Raw genomic sequence first — 19,029 nt, 5'->3', positions numbered from 1 at the left:
ATGACATCTCCATTCCAAGCTAACTCAAGTAGCGGAAACAACATTCGTGACCTCATCCGCCACAATCAGGACCAGAAATCGTTTAGAAAAATGATAGAAACATGGATCCCACGGTTTCTGTTCCTACTTGCTTCCCTATCCGTCTTCACGACGGTAGGGATTCTCGTAATTTTATTGACTGAGACCGTTGAATTTTTCAAAGCCGTTCCCATAGTCGACTTCTTTACAGGTACTGTGTTGAAACCCCTGAGCCAAACACCTGAATACGGGATTCTCCCACTTGTAATGGGGACTCTGGTTTCTTCCGGTATTGCCATCTTGGTTGCGGGTCCAATTGGTCTCATGGCAGCAATCTACTTAAGTGAATACGCTTCACGAAGAGTTCGCAGCATCCTCAAACCTGCACTGGAATTATTAGCGGGTGTCCCGACAATCGTTTACGGGTTCTTCGCATTCACTTTTGTGACACCGCTGCTTAAAGAATGGATTCCCGGCTTGGAAGCTACAAATATCCTGAGTCCCGGCCTCGTAATGGGAGTGATGATCATTCCGATGATCGCTTCACTTTCGGAAGATGCGATGCAGTCTGTCCCTGAAGCAATGAGAGAAGGATCCGCAGCACTTGGCGCCACTAAACTGGAAACCGCTTTAAAAGTGGTCGTTCCTGCAGCGCTTTCCGGCATTATCGCATCCTTTGTCCTTGGGATATCACGCGCACTCGGTGAAACGATGATTGTCGCAATCGCAAGCGGGAGCTCCAAGAACTTCACGTTCGATATCACGGAATCCATGCAAACCATGACCGCTTATATCGTTGAAGTCACGAGCGGCGATGCGGCGGCAGGTTCCACCGTTTACTACAGTCTTTACGCAGTTGCGATGACTCTATTCGCCGCGACGTTAATCATGAATTTACTTGCTGGAAAAATCGCACGCAAATTCCGGGAGGTCTACTAATATGCTCCATACCCGACAACCATCCAGTCCATCCAGAATTCGTTTCCGTCTACTCGCTGACCGATCGGCTAAAGTACTATTTGGAGCTGCTGCCCTATTCGGAATTGTCATCATGGGAATTTTGTTAGTCCGGATCACGTCTGAAGGGATAAGCTGGCTCTCCCTCGACTTTCTAACAGGACGCTTTTCCACCACACCTGAAAAAGCAGGTATTATGGGAGCCGTCCTTGGTACCTTCTGGTTGCTGGCTGTAGTAGTGCCTGTAACGATGATTGTGGGCATCGGGTCGGCCGTTTACTTGGAACTTTACTCTAAGAACGGCAAAGCCCGGACCTTCATCCAGACCAATATCGCCAATCTTGCTGGCGTTCCGTCCATCGTTTACGGAATTCTCGGATTGACCGTTTTTGTAAGAGCGCTCGGATTCGGAAGTGTAGTACTCGCCGGAGGCCTGACCTTATCGTTACTGATCCTCCCGATTGTCATTGTCGCTGCACAAGAAGCCTTGCGATCCGTTCCTAGTCAGCTAGGTGATGCCTCTTATGCGCTAGGCGGAACAAAATGGCAGACCATACAATCCGTCATTTTACCGGTCGCCCTCCCATCCATTCTGACGGGTGCGATATTGGCTCTCTCAAGAGCTATCGGGGAGACTGCGCCGCTTGTCGTCCTTGGAATCCCTGCGCTACTCATTCCATTTCCAGGCGGAATCTTAGATCGTTTCACAGTGTTACCGATGCAAATCTATTATTGGACATTGGATGCAGCACTCGTTGCAGACTATGCGCATCTAGCCGCAGCTGCAAGTATTGTATTGCTCATCAGTCTATTCCTTTTAAACGGGTCTGCTATTTACTTGAGGAACAAATACAGCATGAAGGCATAAAAAAACGCTAGTTTCCGTAACCTGGAACTAGCGTTTTTTAAACTTAAACTGCCCCTTCCAATACTTGTTTCACGAGCGTTACAAGTTCTGAAGGACTGAATGGTTTAGGCATGAAGTAATCTGCCCCAAAATGTGCTGCCAAGTCTCTATCTGATTGCTGCGCTTTGGCAGTCAGCATTATAATCGGAATTCCAAGGTTGAGTGGCTGCAAGCGTTCCAACACCTCTGGCCCCGTTAGTTTCGGCATCATGTAATCAAGAAGGATCACATCGAAATGTCCCGTTACCGCCTTTTCAAACCCTTCTTGACCGTCTTGCGCTTCTTCTACCGCATAGCCTTCAAAGGAAAGCGTATCAGAAATCAGCATCCGCAAGATTTCTTCATCATCGACCACCAATATTTTCTTGCTTTCTACCATGTAGGACCCCCCGGTGTAGTCGATTGTTTAAAACATTCTGGACGACAAATTCTGAATCCGCGTTAGTATTTCATTCTTTTGGAACGGCTTCATTATATAATCATCAGCACCTAGCCAAAGTGCAGACTTAATATCTTGTTCACTCGTGCGGGCAGTCATCATCGAAACTAAAATATTATTAGTATCAGGTCTTCTCTTTAGGCGTTCTAACACTTCCAATCCATCCATACCTGGCATGATTCCGTCAAGCAGGATGATGAAGTGCGTATCAGGATCAAACCAATCAGCTGCTAAAAATGAAATTCCATCCTCAAACATTTTCACAGATAAATCAATATCCGCCAAGCTCCATCCGCGAAGTTCCTCTTCCAACATTGTGCGGATCAGAAGATCATCATCGATAATAATGACTTGAAGTTTACGCTTTACTTGCACTAAATTCTTATTAAAAATGACACTCTGGTTGCGCCCTGTACGCTTTGCCTGGTAAAGTGCTTGGTCAGCTTCAATAAGAAGCATTTCCAATCTTCCTTCATACTCCGCGATTCCCGCAGAGAATGTGACAGTGAAAGAACGATCCCCTTCTTCAAAAACAAACGTATTGAAGGACTCATGCAACCGCTCTACGAAAGTATATGCTTCGTTCTTATCGCCAGAGATGAGTATGGCAAATTCTTCTCCTCCATAGCGGAAGACATAGTCATTCTCCCGTGTTTCTTCAAGAGCAATTCGACTGAAAACCTTTAACACTTCATCTCCTGCGGGATGTCCATATATATCATTCACACTCTTAAAATGGTCTAAGTCCATCATTACAACGGAGAATGGGAGACCCGTTCGCTGCGATAAGCGTTCACAATACTTCAGTATTTCATCCAAACGCTTGCGATTTCCGACACCTGTCAATCCGTCTGTTGTTATCGATTGACCTATTGCTTTTCGCCATTTGTCCCTGTTAAATAAGTAAGGCAAAAACAGATCCAGTTCAAATGGCTTTCTGATGAAGTCCATCAGTCCTGCCTCATAAGCCTTGGTAATCACTTGATTGGAGTGATTGCTGCCCATCAAGATAGAGATTACATGACGGTCACTTGCTGTATCACGGATTTTTTCAAAAACCTCCAGCCCTGTCATGTCTGGAAGTTGTAAATCGATCATGACCATATTCGGTTGCATATCGTAAAATTGTTGTATGCCACGCTTCCCATCCATAGCGATCAGCACTTGTGCACCCAGTTGTTCCAACAACTCTTTAACGAATGAAACAAACTCCAAATCATCATCAATAATCAAGATGAACGTTTCCTGATCGAAATGATCGAAGTATAAGTCAGGCAATACATAATTGCATCTTTTCTTTTTATTGCCATCAGCCAATAGACGGACGTTTTTCTTAAAGTTTTTTAAAGAAGAAATAGGAATTGCCGATTCATCATCTGGAGTCAGGATTTCTAAATGTGCACTGCAGAACTCCGCCAGATCATGGAGGCCAATTGTTCCCGCCGTCCCTTTTAACGTGTGTAGAAACGTATACAATTCCGATTCGTTCACTATTTTTTCAGCGTCCCACTGCGTGAATTTCGCCTCGACGTTTTCGGTTAATAGTCGTTGATACTTCTCGTTGTCCAAACTTTCATCCCCCGTCCCCATATACGGTCGGTTATTCTTCCCTCAATCCCCCGAATTGGATTTTATTATGCTCTTTTGAAAAAGAACTGAAGCCCTTTAAGATCCAGGAACTTCAGTTCTTCATAAAGATGCAGTTAGTCCAATCCCATCTCTTGCGTGACCACATTGACAATCCGAGTGCTGTAGCTTTCACATGCTTCCATTGTAGATGCTTCCACCATTACTCGAACCAATGGCTCTGTACCAGAAGGTCGTACGAGAACACGTCCTTCTCCAGCCATTTCAAGTTCCACTTCGTTGATAATTGCAGCGACTTTTGCATTATCCGTTACTGCATGCTTATCCGTCACACGGATATTTACCAGCTTTTGAGGGAAAATCGACATACCGCTCGTCAATTCGGATAACTTCTTACCTGTCCGCTTCATGATGTTCACCAGCTGCAGACCGGTAATAAGACCGTCTCCTGTTGTATTGTAGTCCAGCAAGACAATATGTCCTGATTGTTCTCCGCCAAGATTATAATTACCTCTTCGCATCTCTTCCACAACATAACGGTCACCTACCGCTGTTTGTGCGCTATGGATGCCTTGTTCTTCTAATGCTTTGTAGAATCCAAGATTACTCATGACTGTCGATACAATCGTATCGGAATTCAACGCGCCTTTTGAATGGAGGTAGCTTCCGATTACGTACATGATCTGGTCTCCGTCTACAATCGCACCCGTTTCATCAACTGCGATTAAGCGGTCTCCATCGCCATCGAACGCAAGCCCGATTTGAGCATTTTTCTCAAGGACGAGTTTAGCCAGTTCTTCAGGGTGGGTCGAGCCAACTCCATCATTGATATTCAACCCATTAGGGGATGCCCCCATCGTGGTGAGATCGGCTTCCAGATCTGCGAAGACGTGTGTCGCGATCGTGGAAGTAGCACCGTGTGCACAATCAAGCACAACGTGCATACCTTCAAAATCACCATCTATTGTCTGTTTCAAATACTGATTGTATTTTTGACAGCCTTCGAAGTACTCGGTAATCGTTCCTACGTTACCGCCTGTCGGGCGAGGTAACGTATCTGTCTCAGCATTCAATAGCTGCTCTATTTCAGATTCGAGATCGTCCGACAGTTTAAAGCCGTCTGCTCCAAAGAATTTAATGCCGTTGTCTTCGACTGGATTATGAGAAGCAGAAATCATAACACCCGCCTGAGCATTCATCGCCCGCGTTAAATAAGCGACTCCTGGTGTACTGATTACGCCTAAGGTCATAACTTCGACTCCTGTTGACAAGAGTCCGGCGATTAACGCACTCTCTAGCATTTGACCAGAAATACGAGTATCTTTTCCTACAAGAACACGTGCTACTTCCGTTGAATGTTGCGTAAGGACGTAACCGCCGAAACGACCTAATTTAAATGCCAGTTCCGGTGTCAATTCTGCATTGGCAACACCTCTTACACCATCCGTGCCGAAATACTTAGTCATTTTCATTCTCCCTTTCGATCCTATCCATTCTGCGTATTTTACGCTTGTTCAACCATTACTGTAATGTCTTTAAAATTCACTTCATACTGAACATCCGATGGCACCTGCACACTAATAGGCAGAACGTGTTCTCCGACATGGTTCACACTTTTAGCATCCGCCAAAACAATCACGTCTGACTCAGTCAGTGCATCAATCACTTTTTCTTCGCCTGTTACCGTAACTGCTGCCAAACCGTCCGAAGGTTTCACCATACTTCCGATAAACCTTTTGTCCAGACCTTGAAGCCTGATTTCAATCCCTGAGAACTGACGAGTCTTTTTAACAACAGTTGTTGGTTCCTGATCACTGGAAGGCGGTTCTTCATCTGCAACATCTGAATTGGTGGAACCTTCAGATGGCGGGGCAGACGCTTCGTCATCCGTGTTGTCCTTCTCCCCTTCAGCTGATACTTTGACATCTATATTAACATTTACTTTGTCGACAGACATTTTGAGAACCCCTTTAGGCTTCGGCAGTACAATCGATTGCTTCCCGCTTCCCGATAGCTCACTCACGTCGATGTCAACGTTCAGCTGATCGATCGCCTCCAATGTTTTACGCGGCCCATATAAGGTGACCATTTTTTCATCGGTCGTTAAGGAACTGACGGTAACCCCTTCTTTTGTTTTCCCTTTTTGCTTAACGGAAATCGGCACCTCTTTATGATACGCTTCTACATCGACTTTTACAGTGACTTCTTCTGGTTCAATAGAAACATTTAATTTATTCAAATCCCGATCGAGTACACGAACTCTTCCTTTTTGCTCAAACGATTTGTCGATTCCGTTTTCACCGGAAACTGAAACTTTTACAAAACTGATGGAATCCACAATACTTTTAGCACCTGTCACTTCGATTGTCGATGGCTCCACTTCCATTTTCACCAGCTCGTAATCTTCTGCAAGTAACTTATCATTCATTTCCGGATCGACTCTGAACGACTGTGTGATTTTCTCTTCTATATCCACTTCTATTGTTGCGGGATCCAACTCCACATTAATTTTATTGGAAATATTTTCGGTCTGGATTTGAACTGTATGGCGTCCCATCGGCATACTCCTCAAGTCAACTTTCAAAGTAAAGTCCTTAAGTAATTTTGCTGACTGAACTAAATTCGCCGGTCCTTTGATGGTCATATTGACCGTTTCAGGGACTCCCGTGACTACGAGGTTTTCGTTGTCGTAGTATACTTCCACAGGCACATCACGAATGATATCCATTGAGTCTCCTACATTTGCAAGAGACGATTTGTCCTGATCTGCCCGTACGGAAAAGAAGAGAAATAGAGCAAGTGCGAGTGCTGTCAATCGCAGAAACCAAGGACTATCCATGAACTTATCCATTTTTCCTCTTCCCCCATTTCCAAATGGAGTTAACAGCGCTAGCGGCTGTCATGTCTCCGAACCATGCGAGACGTACAATCCGTTCAAACTCTTCCATCGTCACATTGCGGTTGATGTCCCCGTCAATTGTCACACTGACTGCGCCGGTTTCTTCGGAAACAATAATTGTGAAGGCATCCGTGACTTCACTAATTCCCAAGGCCGCTCTGTGGCGGGTTCCCAGTTCTTTTGAGATGAATGGGCTTTCAGAAAGTGGTAAGTAACATGCTGCCGCCGCAATTTTGTTTCTTTGGACAATTACTGCTCCGTCATGCAACGGGGTGTTCGGAATGAAGATGTTGATCAGTAATTCTGATGAAATGTCTGAATTCATCCCGATGCCGGTCTCGATGTACTCACTCAGTCCCGTCTCTTTCTCCACAGTGATAAGCGCTCCAATCCGACGTTTCGCCATATAACTCACGGATTTGGTGAAGGCACTGATCAGGCGGTCTCTCTCTTCTTCCTCCTGCATTTGAGTCCGAGCGAACAGTCGGCCACGACCGAGCTGCTCGAGCGCACGGCGCAATTCAGGTTGGAAAATGATGATCACAGCTAAGAAACCGAATGTCAGAACTTGCTCGACCATCCATTTCAACGTATCCAGACCGAGTAGTTCAGTCAGAATACGGACAATCAGGATGACAAAGATTCCTTTAAGCAGCTGTACAGCTTTTGTCCCTTTGATAATTGTGATGAGTTTATATACCACAAACCAAACAAGAAGCACATCCAAAATGGCTTTCAAGACTTCAACAGCATTCATATTCGTTATCATTTCCCAATCAGGCATGCGCTTCCCCTACCTTTACAGACAATTTTTCACTTATTCAAGTATACCATAGAGCACGATTTGCATGCTGTTCTTAGACGGGGAAACGACCTTTCAAGTTCCCATAACCACTGAAAAAGCGATCGGCATGTGCCCGTCGCTTACTCAGTATCTTCTTTCTCGGATTTGTCGGGGGTCAACCCTTTAAATGCGGTTTTGATTTTATACCAAAGCCAGTCGAATAATTCGTCGATTTCTTCAATGTTGCCTGTCACTACCGCTGTAGAAGCCATGTACTTCTCCCCCCGTATGACAGTTACATTGCCATCCACCTGTCCTTCAATACGTAAATCCCCGTTCTTTACAACGAGATCCCCCTTGATCACTTCCCCTGCTGGGACAACGACTGTATCCCCTTCAATTACGAGATTCGGTTGCATTGTAACTGAAAATTGTTCAGTTGTATTGTAACTTGAAAAAAGTGCTGCACTCATCAGAATGAGAAATAACGCTGCTGCCGACAATAATGGATGTTTGCGTAACCAGCGGTTTACTCCCGTCTTCTTTTTTTGTGGTGTGCTTTGTGGTAATCGTGCCATGACTCCCTCTGCAAAACCAAGGGGTGCTTGCATCGGGTCTGCTATTTCAAGGAGCGCAACCGCATCACTTAATTCTTCAAACAGTTTTTTACACTCTTCGCACGTAGCAAGATGTTCGTTCAATACCTGTTCATCTTCAGGAGAAATTTCTCCATCCAGGTATTCGTGCATATATTGGACAACCTCAATTGGACAGTTAGTCATCCTTACCCCTCCTACATTGTACCTATCTGTTTTCGTAAAGCATCTCGCCCTCGATGCACACGTGTTTTTACGGTGCCTAGCGGAAGTTCTAGTATGTCGGCGATTTCTTGGAGCGGCAGTTCTTCCATATACCTCAGCGTGATGACAGAACGATACTTTTCTGGCAGACGTCCGATTTCGTATTGCACACGTTCCTGCGTCTCCATACGTTCGACTTCCTCTTCAGGCAGATCTTCAGCGGCTGCAATTTGCGAGTACATATCGAGCCCTTCAGTACCAGGAACTTGAGCATCCAAGGAATAATCCGGTTTCTTTTTCCGGATCCTATCAATGCAAAGGTTCGTCGCAATCCGAAAAATCCAAGTTGAGAACTTCCTCTTCTGGTCAAACGTATGCAAATTCGAATACGCTCTCAGGAAAGCCTCTTGCGCGATATCCTGTGCCTCTTCCCGACTGCCGAGCATCCTGTAACAGACATGATATAAGCGGTGCTGGAACAGCAGTACAATTTCTTCAAAAGATTCTTGGTTCCCTTTCAACACTTCGTTTATTCGTTTATTGATCAATTCATCCAAAGACTCTCATCCTCCGCTTCTGCTGCGGCTGTCCCTTCTATACGGATGAAGGGGTCTACAGGTTTCATTAAATATAAATTCATTTTACCAAATTACTGAAAATATTGCCCCATTTTCTTCAATTCACTAAAAAAAGAGCCATGCAATGGTTTGCATGACTCTTCCCCGTCCATTATTTCTGTTCAATACCGTCTGGTCGCCTTATCTCATAGAAGTTTTTCACCGAATAATGAACCGATCAGTCCTACTGCTACGTCGGCAGTCGCGTTCTTATCATCCAATATCGGATTGACTTCCACAAACTCGGCTGAAGTCAGTAAACCAGAATCTTGAAGCATCTCCATTGCCAGATGGCTTTCACGATAACTGATTCCGCCTGGGACGGGTGTTCCAACGCCTGGTGTATAAAGTGGATCTAATCCATCCAAGTCCAATGACAAATGAAGACCGTCAATATTTTTTGAAGTCAAGTAGTCGATTGCTTGGTTCATGACGGAGGTCATCCCATCACGATCGATTTCGTGCATCGTGAATACTTTAATCCCCAATTCCTTTATCAGTTCGCGTTCGCCAGGATCGACAGAACGTGCTCCTATGATCACGACATTTTCAGGTTTGATTTTTTGTCCTTCTTTATAGATGTTGACGAGGCGATCGTGCCCCATTCCAAGGCTCACCGCAAGGGGCATACCATGTATATTGCCTGAAGGAGATGTTTTTTCAGTATTGATATCAGCATGCGCATCATACCAGATGACACCCAGATTATTGTATTTCTCCGAAAGTCCTGCAAGTGTACCGATCGCCATGCTATGATCACCACCGAAAACAAGCGGGAACTGTCCAGCATTCGTCAACTCAGCAACACGGTGAGCAAGCTCCGTGCATGCGTCTGTCACTTCGTCCAAATTTTTCAGTCCATCGCTCTCCTGACCAATACGTTCCCCTGCCGGCACAGCGATATCTCCCGTATCGATTACGTGATGACCGATCGCTTCTAGACGTGGCACGGCACCCGCATAACGAATTGCACTCGGTCCCATATCTACGCCTCTGCGGCTCTGACCATAGTCAAGCGGAACTCCTACCAATGAAATGTTTAAATTCTTCTCCATGTCCAATTCCCCCTGAAGTTCACTTTGTTTACATTTCTATTGTATCCGCTTCACACTAATGGCTCAACCAAGCAATATACTGAATATTTATTCAGTGGATCTCCGTTTTTCTATAAACTCTTCAAGTAGTCTTGGAATCCCGGTTGCAGGAAGCGGACGGCTGTATAAATACCCTTGTCCCTCTCTGCATCCCAATTGTTTTACAATAGCAGCTTGTTCCTGAGTTTCAATTCCTTCGGCTATCACATTCATCCCAGCAGTGTCCGCCATTGTCACGATCGCCTTGATGATTGCTCGGCTATTTTCACTCGTTTCAATATCCCGTACGAAAGACATATCTATTTTCACCGTTTCCGCAGGGAATTCTTTGATATAACTGAACGAACTGAACCCTGTGCCAAAATCATCTATCGATACAACGAATCCAAGGTCACGCAGCTGTCGGAGAGCTGACCTCATTTCTAAACGATCAGCAAACGCACTTTCCGTCACTTCCATTTCAATGGTTGTAGGGTCAATGCCCGTTTTTTCCAAGAGAGTCCGAACAAAAGGAATGAGGTCCGGACTCTCTAACTGCACCGCTGAGAGATTGACTGCCACTGTTATAGGATTTGGGCGCAACGCTTGAAGCCATTTCGATTTGTTGAATGCTTCTTCTAGAATCCACTCTCCAAGAGGGATGATCATTTTAGTCTCTTCGGCGAGAGCTATGAATTTGTCGGGTGGTATCCTTCCGAGATCAGGGTGCTGCCATCTCACTAACGCTTCAAAACCGATGATTTCCTCTTTATCCAGGTTCACTTTCGGTTGATATTCCAATATGAAATGTCCTTCTTTAACGCTTTTGCGAAGCTCGTTCTCCAGAATTATCCTATCCAACGATTTCGAATACATATCGGGGACAAATAGAGCGCTACCTGATCCGCCTTGTTCTTTCACATACTGCATCGCTTGCTCTGTCGTTGTAATCCATCCTGGAACTTCAGTCGCGTGGATAGGATAAACAGACAGTCCACAACTGACAGAAGGATTATACAATTTACCTGCCACTTCAACAGGTGCTTCTATTATTTTTTGCAAGGCGCATGTCCATTCAAATAATTCGTCAGCAGACTGATTACTTTTCATGACAAAAGCAAATTCATCGCCAGCCGTTCGACCGCACACCGCTCCGTTCAGGTGTAAGGTAAGGCGCTCCGCAACTTTCTTGAGGATTTCATCGCCCCGCTCATGACCGAACGTTTCATTGGCATATCGAAGCTTGTCAATGTTGAGATGGACTAGACCGAGTAACTCGTCCGTCTTTCTCACACGATCGACCTCCATAAACAGCTCTTTAATAAAAGCTTTCCGATTCAATAATCCAGTGAGTTGATCGGTGGATGCTAGATCCAAAATGAGTTGTTCTTGCTTCTTCGCTGCAGTACTATCTTGCAAAACCAAAACACTGTATCCTGAAAATTCTCCTTTAGTAGTAATCCGGGACAAACTTCCGCTCATTTGCAAAATGGAATACTCGGTTGATTCCAAACGAAAGTCCACCCGCACTTCATGTGCATCCGTTTGATTGACCCGTTCAAGAGCTTCTTTTACGCAGACTCGATCCACATCTACTGTGGCGTTCAACATGTTGGGATTGGACGTGCCCAGCAGCTTCTCTAACGAAGGCGATTGGTAATGAATTGTCCCTCCAACATCCACGACGGCTACGTAATCACCGGCATTTTCCGTTATCAGCCGATACAGCTCCGCCTGTTTACGTAACGAGTCTTCTATGGTTTTCTTTTCAGTTATGTTATATCGAATCGAAATATATTGTTCAGGGATCCCTTTTTCATTTAAGAAAGGAACAATTGTCGTATCCACCCAATAGAAAGACCCGTCTTTAGCGCGATTACAGATTTCACCTCGCCATATTTGCCCTTGACCGATTGTCTGCCACATTGCCTTGAAAAAGGATTTAGGATGATATCCCGAATTGACGATGCGCTGATTCTCCCCTAAGAGCTCCTCTTGAGAGTACTTTGACAGGTTCGAAAAAAACTCATTTGCATAAGTAATCTTTCCTGTCCTATCGGTAATCGCAACTATCGCAGAATTGTCTATTGCAAATACGATGTCATTCAACAACTGTGAGTATTCAAGGTGTTGATAACGAGTTGCTAAGTTCTGAATCATATCTTGATGGTCCGTCACATGACACCTCTTTTATCCAGGGCCTGCCTGGGGATTCTGTTGATGTGCACAAACAAAAAAACCCTTTCCGTAATACATGGAAGGATCGAATACATTCTATTTATAACTATCGGTTCAATTATACAAATTGTTAAAAAATCAATTTTTCGAATTATTCAATGAATCATCTCATAGGATAGGTGGTGTCTTGAATACGTCTTGCCACTAATAATTCCAGCTTCTCAGCATGGTATTTATCGTGTTTGTTTTTAAACGAAGTTTATTAAGTAGACTTCTTGTATCTCTAACATGTTAATACGTTGTTTTCTTCTCTTGCCCTGTATTGCTCCAAATACCTTGCGGTATTTCTCGCAAAAATTTTTAAAACGAAGTTTATTAAGTGGACTTCTTGTATCTTTAACATGTTAATACGCTATTTTCTTCTCTTGCCCTGTATTGCTCCAAATACCTTGCGGTATTTCTCGCAAAAATTTTTAAAACGAAGTTTTAAAAATTTTGGCTGGGGTAGCTGGATTCGAACCAACGAGTGACGGAGTCAAAGTCCGTTGCCTTACCGCTTGGCTATACCCCAGTAATTAAAAAAATCGGCTCATCTCTGCGCCGGAGTACTACTAATTAAGATATCCACTTTGATTAAAAACTATACATGGAAAATGGTGGTGGGGGACGGATTCGAACCGCCGAACCCGGAGGGAGCGGATTTACAGTCCGCCGCGTTTAGCCACTTCGCTACCCCACCATTAGAAAATTATGAATAAGCGTCCATGGCGACATCGCTTATCTGATATGTATTACTGGAACAAACATGGTGACCCCTACGGGATTCGAACCCGTGTTACCGCCGTGAAAGGGCGGTGTCTTAACCGCTTGACCAAGGGGCCCTACTTAACTTCCAACCTGCCGCCATCTGTTTAGGACATTTTAGTGGAGCTTCCAACCGGATTCGAACCGGTGACCTCTTCCTTACCATGGAAGCACTCTACCTACTGAGCTATGGAAGCATAGGCATGGAAAATGGCTCCGCAGGTAGGACTCGAACCTACGACCGATCGGTTAACAGCCGATTGCTCTACCACTGAGCTACTGCGGAACAATATTATAAACTTTTGTCGAACAACAAAAATTATACCATAACTTCAAAATATAGCAATAGTTTTTTTATTCATGTCTTCCCGTCTGTTGACGACTTTTACATAATAGCATGTGGTGCGCATAATGGTCAAGCCTTCATCATAAAGTACAGTAATCATGTTGGAAAGGAGCTTTTGTGCTGAAAAAGATAGGTTACATCCTGATCATTTGCATGCTAATTCTCGTCTTATGGCCCTCCTCCATTACAGCTCCGCAGATATTGAATGTGTTCAAACTGACAGAAGAACCCGACGTCATCGTTAGAGGCACAACTGGCTCGGCACTGACTCTGGATATATCGTTCGGTGATGCAGCTCTTGAAAAATGGATTGCAGAGTTACAAGCCCCATATCCTTTGCTATTAGTGGATACCGCTTGGGCAATGCGTTTTACGGACTCTGCTGAACTTATTCGAAAAAAGAATATCCCTGTTGCTCTTCTAGGTAAAGAAGGAGCTGCCTATGAAGAGGATAGTGCCCTCTTCAATAAGCAGCTGGAGGAATTCACGATTCTATTCGGAAAAAAGCCTCTTTGGTTCCGTACAAGCGATGAAGTATTTCCAAAATTGCTTCAAGATACCTTATGGAAACATGAGATCAATGCTCTAGGTTCCACTTTACGTTGGAATGGTGGAAAACTTCCTCCCCATAAAAAAGGTGAAATATTGGCTGCTGTCCTGGAACGCAAGGGTACCGCCACGTTGGATGATATCGATCGTTTACTCGGCAGTCGCGAATTTCAATCTGTGGAAGATGTACTGTTTGCGACAGATGTCAAAACCAAGAAGATTCCCGAATAACAAAGGACGCCCACCAGCGAAGCTTATAGTGGGCGTCCTTTGTTATTTTACATTCGCAGCTTTTTGTTTTCTGCGTTCTGCTTTTCGAGCATCTAATTTCCGCTTATCCTCGTCAGACTTCCGATTGTACTTCGGAAGCGCAAGGAGTTGATACGCATTCACTGCTACAAGAGGGAATAACATAATCGTCACCCATGTGTCGACTTCCCCATTGCGTACCATCAAGGCGGGTAACCACTCAATAGTTGTAATGACAATCATGAAAAACAGGGCGGAAATTAGTATATGTTTCTTCGTCCACTGCGCTTTATACCATGCTGTCACTACAGCAGTACCTACCAATATCGCGAGCAGTACCATATAGAGTACAGTCCGTCCCGTATCCTCCGAAGTCAAACGGAATCTGAAAAAGACCAAGTCGAATAGAACGATGACGATTAACAACAGTTGTACCCAATTCCAGAGTGTCAACGTTCTGAACAAATTGACTCCGAATTGGTGAATGGACAAATAAGCGAAGAATCCCATCTGGGCGATGACACTCATCGTAAATCCTAGAAATACCATCCATAATAAAGCACCTATAAATTGAAAATACTCCCCCGTTGATAAGTACGAGTAAAAAAAGTCCCAACGAACAATCAGTCCGACAAGTCCAGTAATGACGCCACCTAAAAGTAGAGCCCGTATGAAAAATTTCATCCAATTTCGTATAGTCACAGCAGCGTTCCTCCGTTTTAATTACTAATTCCAGTGTAACAGCCATTTATCGAAAAATCTATTTCATTCAACTGTCTTTGCATAATCTGCGCAAAGTTGTGAACAATAATTGAAAAGCCAGTGGAGGGATTTTAACACCATGAGAAAATTAGCGCTGTATCTGCTCCCTGTCCTATTTGTTCTAGCCGCATGCAGCAATGCACAAAACGCAGCTCCTTCTTACGATGAAACGAAAAAGATGATGACCGATGCGATACAAACTGAAGAAGGAAAAAAAGCGATCCGGCAATTACTTTCAGAAGAAGAGTTTCGAAAACAGCTTGTCCTTGAGCAACCTGAAGTGACTTCTGCTATAGAAACGACATTGCTTTCGAAAGAGGGAAAGGATTTTTGGAAAGAAACATTTGATGATCCGAAGTTCCAGAAGACAATTGCAACGAGTATGAAGGATCAGCAAAAAGAAATCATGAAAGCCTTGATGAATGATCCGTCTTTCCAAAAAGAGATGGAAGAGTTCTTTGGTACACCCGATATGCAAAAACAATTGGAAAACATTTTGCACTCAGGCTCATTGAAGAAGGAGTTCGAAAAAGCAATTCAAGAAACGATTAGCAGTCCTTTGCTTCAGGCAAAGTGGCAAGAACTGATCTTGCAGGCGGGAGAAGTGAAACCCGTAGGAAAAGAAGATAAGAGTAAGAAAAAAGAAGAGGGCAAAGCAGAAAGCGGAGGGGGGAAATAACCCCACTCCGCTTTCTATTATTTCTTAATTTTATCTACAACATTTTGTGCGATTTCCAAGTAAATCTTTCCAATCGGGTGATCCGCTGCGTAAACAGAAGGCGCGAAGTCCTCTTCATCCCAATCCGGCTGCCCTAACGGAATTTGACCAAGTAATTCTGTCCGAAGTTCCTCAGCAAGCCGCTTTCCACCGCCAGAACCGAAAACAAACTCCTTTTCACCTGTTTGTTTGGACTCGTACCAAGACATGTTTTCAATAACGCCAAGCAGCGCATGGTCTGTTTGTAACGCCATCGCACCCGCACGCGCGGCGACGAACGCTGCTGTCGGATGTGGTGTAGTCACAACGATTTCTTTGGAGGCTGGAATCATCTGATGGATATCGAGCGCAACATCGCCAGTACCAGGCGGTAAGTCGAGTATCATGTAATCCAGGTCGCCCCATTCCACATCTCTGAAAAATTGATCGAGCACTTTTCCGAGCATAGGCCCGCGCCAAACAACAGGGGCATTATCTTCTACAAAGAAGCCCATCGAAATGACTTTAACACCTTTACGTTCCACAGGAATAATCCGGTCTCCGCGGATTATAGGGGATTCAGTAACCCCCATCATATCCGGCACACTGAATCCGTAAATATCCGAGTCGATCAGTCCTACTTTTTTGCCAAGACGCGCAAGGCCAACCGCCAAGTTAACAGAAACTGTCGATTTCCCCACTCCACCTTTACCTGAAGCAATGGAGATGAACGTGACATCATTGATAGGGGATAGTAGATCCTGCGCTTCTGCAGCCGTCGCAGTTCCACGGAATTTCTCCAACGTCTCTTGCGGCAGCTCTTCAAATCGAATGCCGACCGAGTCAGCACCGGCAGCCTTCAGCATCTCGACGACTTTCGATTGAAGCGTCATCTGCTCTGCCGTGTTCACTTTGGCAATTGCTAATTTCACACTTACATGTGCTTTTTCAGGCTTGATGGTAATGCCCACGATCCCATCTGTCTCTGCTAATGTTTTATGTAAAAAAGGATCGGTCATACCGCTCAGTAATTCACGTACTGTTTCTTCATTCATCACAACGGAACACTCCTTAGAGGTTTAGTACATTCACCTCCAAGTATAGCATAGTCCACCTTCTGCGTAAGTCGATGCGCTTATTACTTTTGCTCCATATGCTGGTGTTTCACAACACCTTCAACAATCGCATCTGCCACCTTTTTCCGATAATCCGGGTCCGCTAACAGTTTGTGCTCATCCGGATTGGAGATGAAGCCCGTTTCTACAATTACAGAAGGCACTTGGATATTCTTCAACAGATAAACCCCTTTAATTTTCATGGCTTCGCGATCTGTGTTCTTTAGTCGCTCCTTGAACGCCTCCTGGATCGACTTTGCGAGTGCTTCTCCTCCCTCATGACCATCTGGGTGGTAAAACACCTGAGCACCTCTCCACTGCGTCTCAGGGATTGCATTCACATGGACACTAAGAAACAAATCAGGTTCTTCCTTCTCAGCGAGTTGAACGCGCAACTTCAAATCTTCAAATTTGCGTTCACGCATTGAAGAGAATTCTTTGTCCGGCGCATGCTCGGCAATGGCATCTCCAGGTTTCGTCCGCGTCATCACAACGGTTGCACCTTTTTGTTTCAACTTCTTTTCCACTTCTTTTGTAATGGCAAGATTGACATCACTTTCAATCAGTTCTTTCGTGGAGGCGCCCCCATCTTCTCCGCCATGTCCTGCATCCAGCAACAGTTTGACACCTGCTAGCTCAGCAGGCATGAAAAACGCTCGATCCGAAGCATTCACTCCATACCAGACCACACTCAAAGAACATACTAGTAATAAGCCAATAATCATTCCACGCTTCATATGACACCGCCTTTTTCATCCACTATACGCAGCTCCGGTTTCCAATATGACCAAGCATAGAAAAGACGCCTTCCTTTGGAAGACGCCTGCGCCAGTTACTTATTCAATTGGACCTTGCCAGCTAAGCATACCGCCAGTCATATTGGTTACGTCATAGCCTTCCTCTTCCAAAAACGCAGCAGCGCGTCCACTCCGACCTCCCGAACGGCAAATGAGTGTATACGGCTTCGTTTTATCGAGTTCTCCTAATCGTGCAGGAACCTCACCAAGCGGAATGTGAATTGCACCTATGACTTTCCCTGTTGCAATTTCATCCGCTTCGCGAACGTCGATCATGTTGATTTGCTGACCTTCATCTAATAACGTTTCCAGTTCAATCGCTGTAATTTCTTTCATCTTGTACGCCTCCTGTACGCTTAGCTTGCTATCGGTATCATATACGGTCTCTTTAATTGCGTCCATTGCTTTTGCCCAGTTACTCCGGCTGATGGATCACTTGGTAGTTCAGTGGAAGCTCGATATTGGCTTCATCGAATGCGACTTTGATGGCCTTCAGAAGGTCCCGTTCACACTCCCATTGCAATCCGTTTTCAACTTGTCCGATTACACGGAGCACCACGTTTGTACCATCTATACTTTGCACACCGATCGCATGAGGTCCATCTTTGAAACGATCATCTCGTTGAAAGCTCTCGCAAACCCGTTCCAACACGCTGATCGCCTGATCGATATCGTTGTAATAGCTAATCCCTACATCCACTAGAGCCCGCATATTACCACGGGTATGATTTGCTACATTTTCAATGATCCGGTTCGGTAAGTAGTTGAGAGTTCCATCGAATGCCCGAACTTTCGTTGTGCGTAAACCGATTTCTTCCACTACTCCGTCGATGCCTGCAACTGTTACATAATCATCCACTTCCATCTGTTGCTCCAGAAGTATGAAAAATCCTGTTACGACGTCACTCACCAGCCCTTGGGCACCGAAACCTATTGCGAGTCCAACCACACCTGCCCCTGCGATAAGCGGCCCAATGCTAACACCGAACAGCGATAGGACGGTGCCGATAAAAATGAAGATCATCACATAGGAATAAATATTCAAAAGTAGTTTATCAAGGGTCTTAATGCGACTCGCTTTTGTTTTTCTAGTCAGGGACATCTTATTTATTGTTGCACTGATCATTTTTTTACCTAATGGAACAGCTATGGAAAAAGCCACAATTATGACAGCAAGCTTGATAACCGTTCCAATTATATCATCCAGCTCAAAAGGGATTTTATCTAGAAACACTTTCATTTTTAATAGAAACCTCACTTTCATTTTGTTGCACTGAAATAGCATACCCCATATGAAATCACACTTTCAAGCAATCCGATGTCCTTTAAATGAGTCAGAAAATTACTTTCAACTTCGATAGTTCACATGGAGAAGTAAATGGACTGAAGGATTTAATATAGATCTTCCCGCACTTTATATTTTTCTATGTAATCACATTTCATGGACGATT

General features: G+C 44.6%; 18 protein-coding genes and 5 tRNA genes. 4 read left to right on the top strand and 19 right to left on the bottom strand.

Translation table 11 applies throughout. From position 1 onward, the window contains the following. Both pstC and pstA read left to right on the top strand, forming a co-directional pair. The gene (pstC, locus tag ABE021_RS08965; RefSeq protein WP_430288138.1) at positions 1–957 is read left to right on the top strand and encodes a phosphate ABC transporter permease subunit PstC; all 957 of its coding nucleotides are present in this window, start codon (positions 1–3) and stop codon (positions 955–957) included. Between the two features lies 1 nt (position 958). Continuing rightward, positions 959–1,843, top strand: a complete 885-nt coding sequence (pstA, locus tag ABE021_RS08960) for a phosphate ABC transporter permease PstA (RefSeq protein WP_430288137.1) — start codon at positions 959–961, stop codon at positions 1,841–1,843. 43 nt (positions 1,844–1,886) lie between these two features. On the opposite strand, the gene ABE021_RS08955 is transcribed toward pstA, so the two are convergent. The 14 genes from ABE021_RS08955 to ABE021_RS08890 all read right to left on the bottom strand — a co-directional run bounded on the left by ABE021_RS08955 (position 1,887) and on the right by ABE021_RS08890 (position 13,349). Beyond that, positions 1,887–2,261, bottom strand: coding sequence for a response regulator transcription factor (locus ABE021_RS08955; RefSeq protein ID WP_430288135.1), 375 nt, complete (start codon positions 2,259–2,261; stop codon positions 1,887–1,889). 27 nt (positions 2,262–2,288) lie between these two features. Further along, complete coding sequence (locus ABE021_RS08950) at positions 2,289–3,890, bottom strand: diguanylate cyclase (RefSeq protein WP_430288134.1); 1,602 nt, start codon at positions 3,888–3,890, stop codon at positions 2,289–2,291. Between the two features lie 134 nt (positions 3,891–4,024). Further along, a complete protein-coding gene (gene glmM, locus ABE021_RS08945) occupies positions 4,025–5,374 on the bottom strand; it encodes a phosphoglucosamine mutase (RefSeq protein ID WP_430288133.1) in 1,350 nt (449 codons plus the stop codon). 38 nt (positions 5,375–5,412) lie between these two features. Further along, entirely contained in the window at positions 5,413–6,759 is a 1,347-nt protein-coding gene (locus tag ABE021_RS08940; RefSeq protein ID WP_430288132.1) for a CdaR family protein, read from the bottom strand. Continuing rightward, positions 6,752–7,591: a diadenylate cyclase CdaA gene (cdaA, locus tag ABE021_RS08935; protein WP_430288131.1), complete on the bottom strand. Its 840-nt coding sequence runs from the start codon at positions 7,589–7,591 to the stop codon at positions 6,752–6,754. Before cdaA ends, ABE021_RS08940 begins: the two co-directional genes overlap by 8 nt. Positions 7,592–7,731: 140 nt before the next feature. Beyond that, the gene (locus tag ABE021_RS08930) at positions 7,732–8,373 is read right to left on the bottom strand and encodes an anti-sigma factor family protein (protein ID WP_430288130.1); all 642 of its coding nucleotides are present in this window, start codon (positions 8,371–8,373) and stop codon (positions 7,732–7,734) included. Between the two features lie 11 nt (positions 8,374–8,384). Beyond that, entirely contained in the window at positions 8,385–8,948 is a 564-nt protein-coding gene (gene sigW / locus ABE021_RS08925) for an RNA polymerase sigma factor SigW (RefSeq protein ID WP_430288129.1), read from the bottom strand. Positions 8,949–9,154: 206 nt separating this feature from the next. Continuing rightward, positions 9,155–10,063 carry an arginase gene (rocF, locus tag ABE021_RS08920; RefSeq protein WP_430288127.1) on the bottom strand — a complete coding sequence of 303 codons (909 nt, stop codon included), beginning with the start codon at positions 10,061–10,063 and terminating at the stop codon, positions 9,155–9,157. Positions 10,064–10,150: 87 nt separating this feature from the next. Continuing rightward, positions 10,151–12,259, bottom strand: a complete 2,109-nt coding sequence (locus ABE021_RS08915) for a sensor domain-containing protein (protein ID WP_430288126.1) — start codon at positions 12,257–12,259, stop codon at positions 10,151–10,153. Positions 12,260–12,755: 496 nt separating this feature from the next. Further along, a tRNA-Gln gene (locus ABE021_RS08910) sits at positions 12,756–12,830 on the bottom strand. 83 nt (positions 12,831–12,913) lie between these two features. After that, positions 12,914–12,998, bottom strand: a tRNA-Tyr gene (locus tag ABE021_RS08905). 67 nt (positions 12,999–13,065) lie between these two features. Beyond that, positions 13,066–13,140: transfer RNA gene (locus ABE021_RS08900), tRNA-Glu, on the bottom strand. A gap of 44 nt (positions 13,141–13,184) precedes the next feature. Further along, positions 13,185–13,260: transfer RNA gene (locus tag ABE021_RS08895), tRNA-Thr, on the bottom strand. 14 nt (positions 13,261–13,274) lie between these two features. Further along, a tRNA-Asn gene (locus tag ABE021_RS08890) sits at positions 13,275–13,349 on the bottom strand. A 177-nt stretch (positions 13,350–13,526) separates the two neighbouring features. Here ABE021_RS08890 and ABE021_RS08885 point away from each other — a divergent pair. Then, complete coding sequence (locus ABE021_RS08885; protein WP_430288124.1) at positions 13,527–14,189, top strand: hypothetical protein; 663 nt, start codon at positions 13,527–13,529, stop codon at positions 14,187–14,189. 42 nt (positions 14,190–14,231) lie between these two features. Here ABE021_RS08885 and ABE021_RS08880 read toward each other — a convergent pair whose 3' ends face one another. Then, the gene (locus ABE021_RS08880; RefSeq protein ID WP_430288123.1) at positions 14,232–14,909 is read right to left on the bottom strand and encodes a KinB-signaling pathway activation protein; all 678 of its coding nucleotides are present in this window, start codon (positions 14,907–14,909) and stop codon (positions 14,232–14,234) included. Between the two features lie 139 nt (positions 14,910–15,048). Here ABE021_RS08880 and gerD point away from each other — a divergent pair, with 139 nt between their 5' ends. After that, a complete protein-coding gene (gerD, locus tag ABE021_RS08875; RefSeq protein ID WP_430288122.1) occupies positions 15,049–15,648 on the top strand; it encodes a spore germination lipoprotein GerD in 600 nt (199 codons plus the stop codon). A gap of 17 nt (positions 15,649–15,665) precedes the next feature. Here gerD and ABE021_RS08870 read toward each other — a convergent pair whose 3' ends face one another. The 4 genes from ABE021_RS08870 to ABE021_RS08855 all read right to left on the bottom strand — a co-directional run bounded on the left by ABE021_RS08870 (position 15,666) and on the right by ABE021_RS08855 (position 18,818). Continuing rightward, entirely contained in the window at positions 15,666–16,721 is a 1,056-nt protein-coding gene (locus ABE021_RS08870; RefSeq protein WP_430288193.1) for an Mrp/NBP35 family ATP-binding protein, read from the bottom strand. 83 nt (positions 16,722–16,804) lie between these two features. Then, positions 16,805–17,518 (bottom strand): N-acetylmuramoyl-L-alanine amidase, encoded by a 714-nt coding sequence (locus ABE021_RS08865; protein ID WP_430288121.1) that lies wholly within the window; start codon positions 17,516–17,518, stop codon positions 16,805–16,807. A 99-nt stretch (positions 17,519–17,617) separates the two neighbouring features. Further along, positions 17,618–17,914 (bottom strand): rhodanese-like domain-containing protein, encoded by a 297-nt coding sequence (locus ABE021_RS08860; protein WP_430288120.1) that lies wholly within the window; start codon positions 17,912–17,914, stop codon positions 17,618–17,620. A 79-nt stretch (positions 17,915–17,993) separates the two neighbouring features. Beyond that, positions 17,994–18,818 carry a mechanosensitive ion channel family protein gene (locus ABE021_RS08855; protein ID WP_430288119.1) on the bottom strand — a complete coding sequence of 275 codons (825 nt, stop codon included), beginning with the start codon at positions 18,816–18,818 and terminating at the stop codon, positions 17,994–17,996. Between the last annotated feature and the right edge of the window lie 211 nt (positions 18,819–19,029).

Origin of the sequence: Sporosarcina gallistercoris, assembly GCF_050459885.1 — a bacterium.
GTDB classification, from domain to species: Bacteria; Bacillota; Bacilli; order Bacillales_A; family Planococcaceae; genus Sporosarcina; species Sporosarcina gallistercoris_A.
This window is presented reverse-complemented; position numbering and strand designations above follow the sequence as displayed.

Coding starts and splice junctions, on each gene's coding strand:
- ABE021_RS08870 (WP_430288193.1), bottom strand. CDS start 16,721: ATGAATGAAGAAACAGTACGTGAATTACTGAGCGGTATGACCGATCCT.
- ABE021_RS08940 (WP_430288132.1), bottom strand. CDS start 6,759: ATGGATAAGTTCATGGATAGTCCTTGGTTTCTGCGATTGACAGCACTC.
- rocF (WP_430288127.1), bottom strand. CDS start 10,063: ATGGAGAAGAATTTAAACATTTCATTGGTAGGAGTTCCGCTTGACTAT.
- pstA (WP_430288137.1), top strand. CDS start 959: ATGCTCCATACCCGACAACCATCCAGTCCATCCAGAATTCGTTTCCGT.
- glmM (WP_430288133.1), bottom strand. CDS start 5,374: ATGACTAAGTATTTCGGCACGGATGGTGTAAGAGGTGTTGCCAATGCA.
- ABE021_RS08955 (WP_430288135.1), bottom strand. CDS start 2,261: ATGGTAGAAAGCAAGAAAATATTGGTGGTCGATGATGAAGAAATCTTG.
- cdaA (WP_430288131.1), bottom strand. CDS start 7,591: ATGCCTGATTGGGAAATGATAACGAATATGAATGCTGTTGAAGTCTTG.
- ABE021_RS08865 (WP_430288121.1), bottom strand. CDS start 17,518: ATGAAGCGTGGAATGATTATTGGCTTATTACTAGTATGTTCTTTGAGT.
- pstC (WP_430288138.1), top strand. CDS start 1: ATGACATCTCCATTCCAAGCTAACTCAAGTAGCGGAAACAACATTCGT.
- ABE021_RS08930 (WP_430288130.1), bottom strand. CDS start 8,373: ATGACTAACTGTCCAATTGAGGTTGTCCAATATATGCACGAATACCTG.
- ABE021_RS08855 (WP_430288119.1), bottom strand. CDS start 18,818: ATGAAAGTGTTTCTAGATAAAATCCCTTTTGAGCTGGATGATATAATT.
- ABE021_RS08860 (WP_430288120.1), bottom strand. CDS start 17,914: ATGAAAGAAATTACAGCGATTGAACTGGAAACGTTATTAGATGAAGGT.
- gerD (WP_430288122.1), top strand. CDS start 15,049: ATGAGAAAATTAGCGCTGTATCTGCTCCCTGTCCTATTTGTTCTAGCC.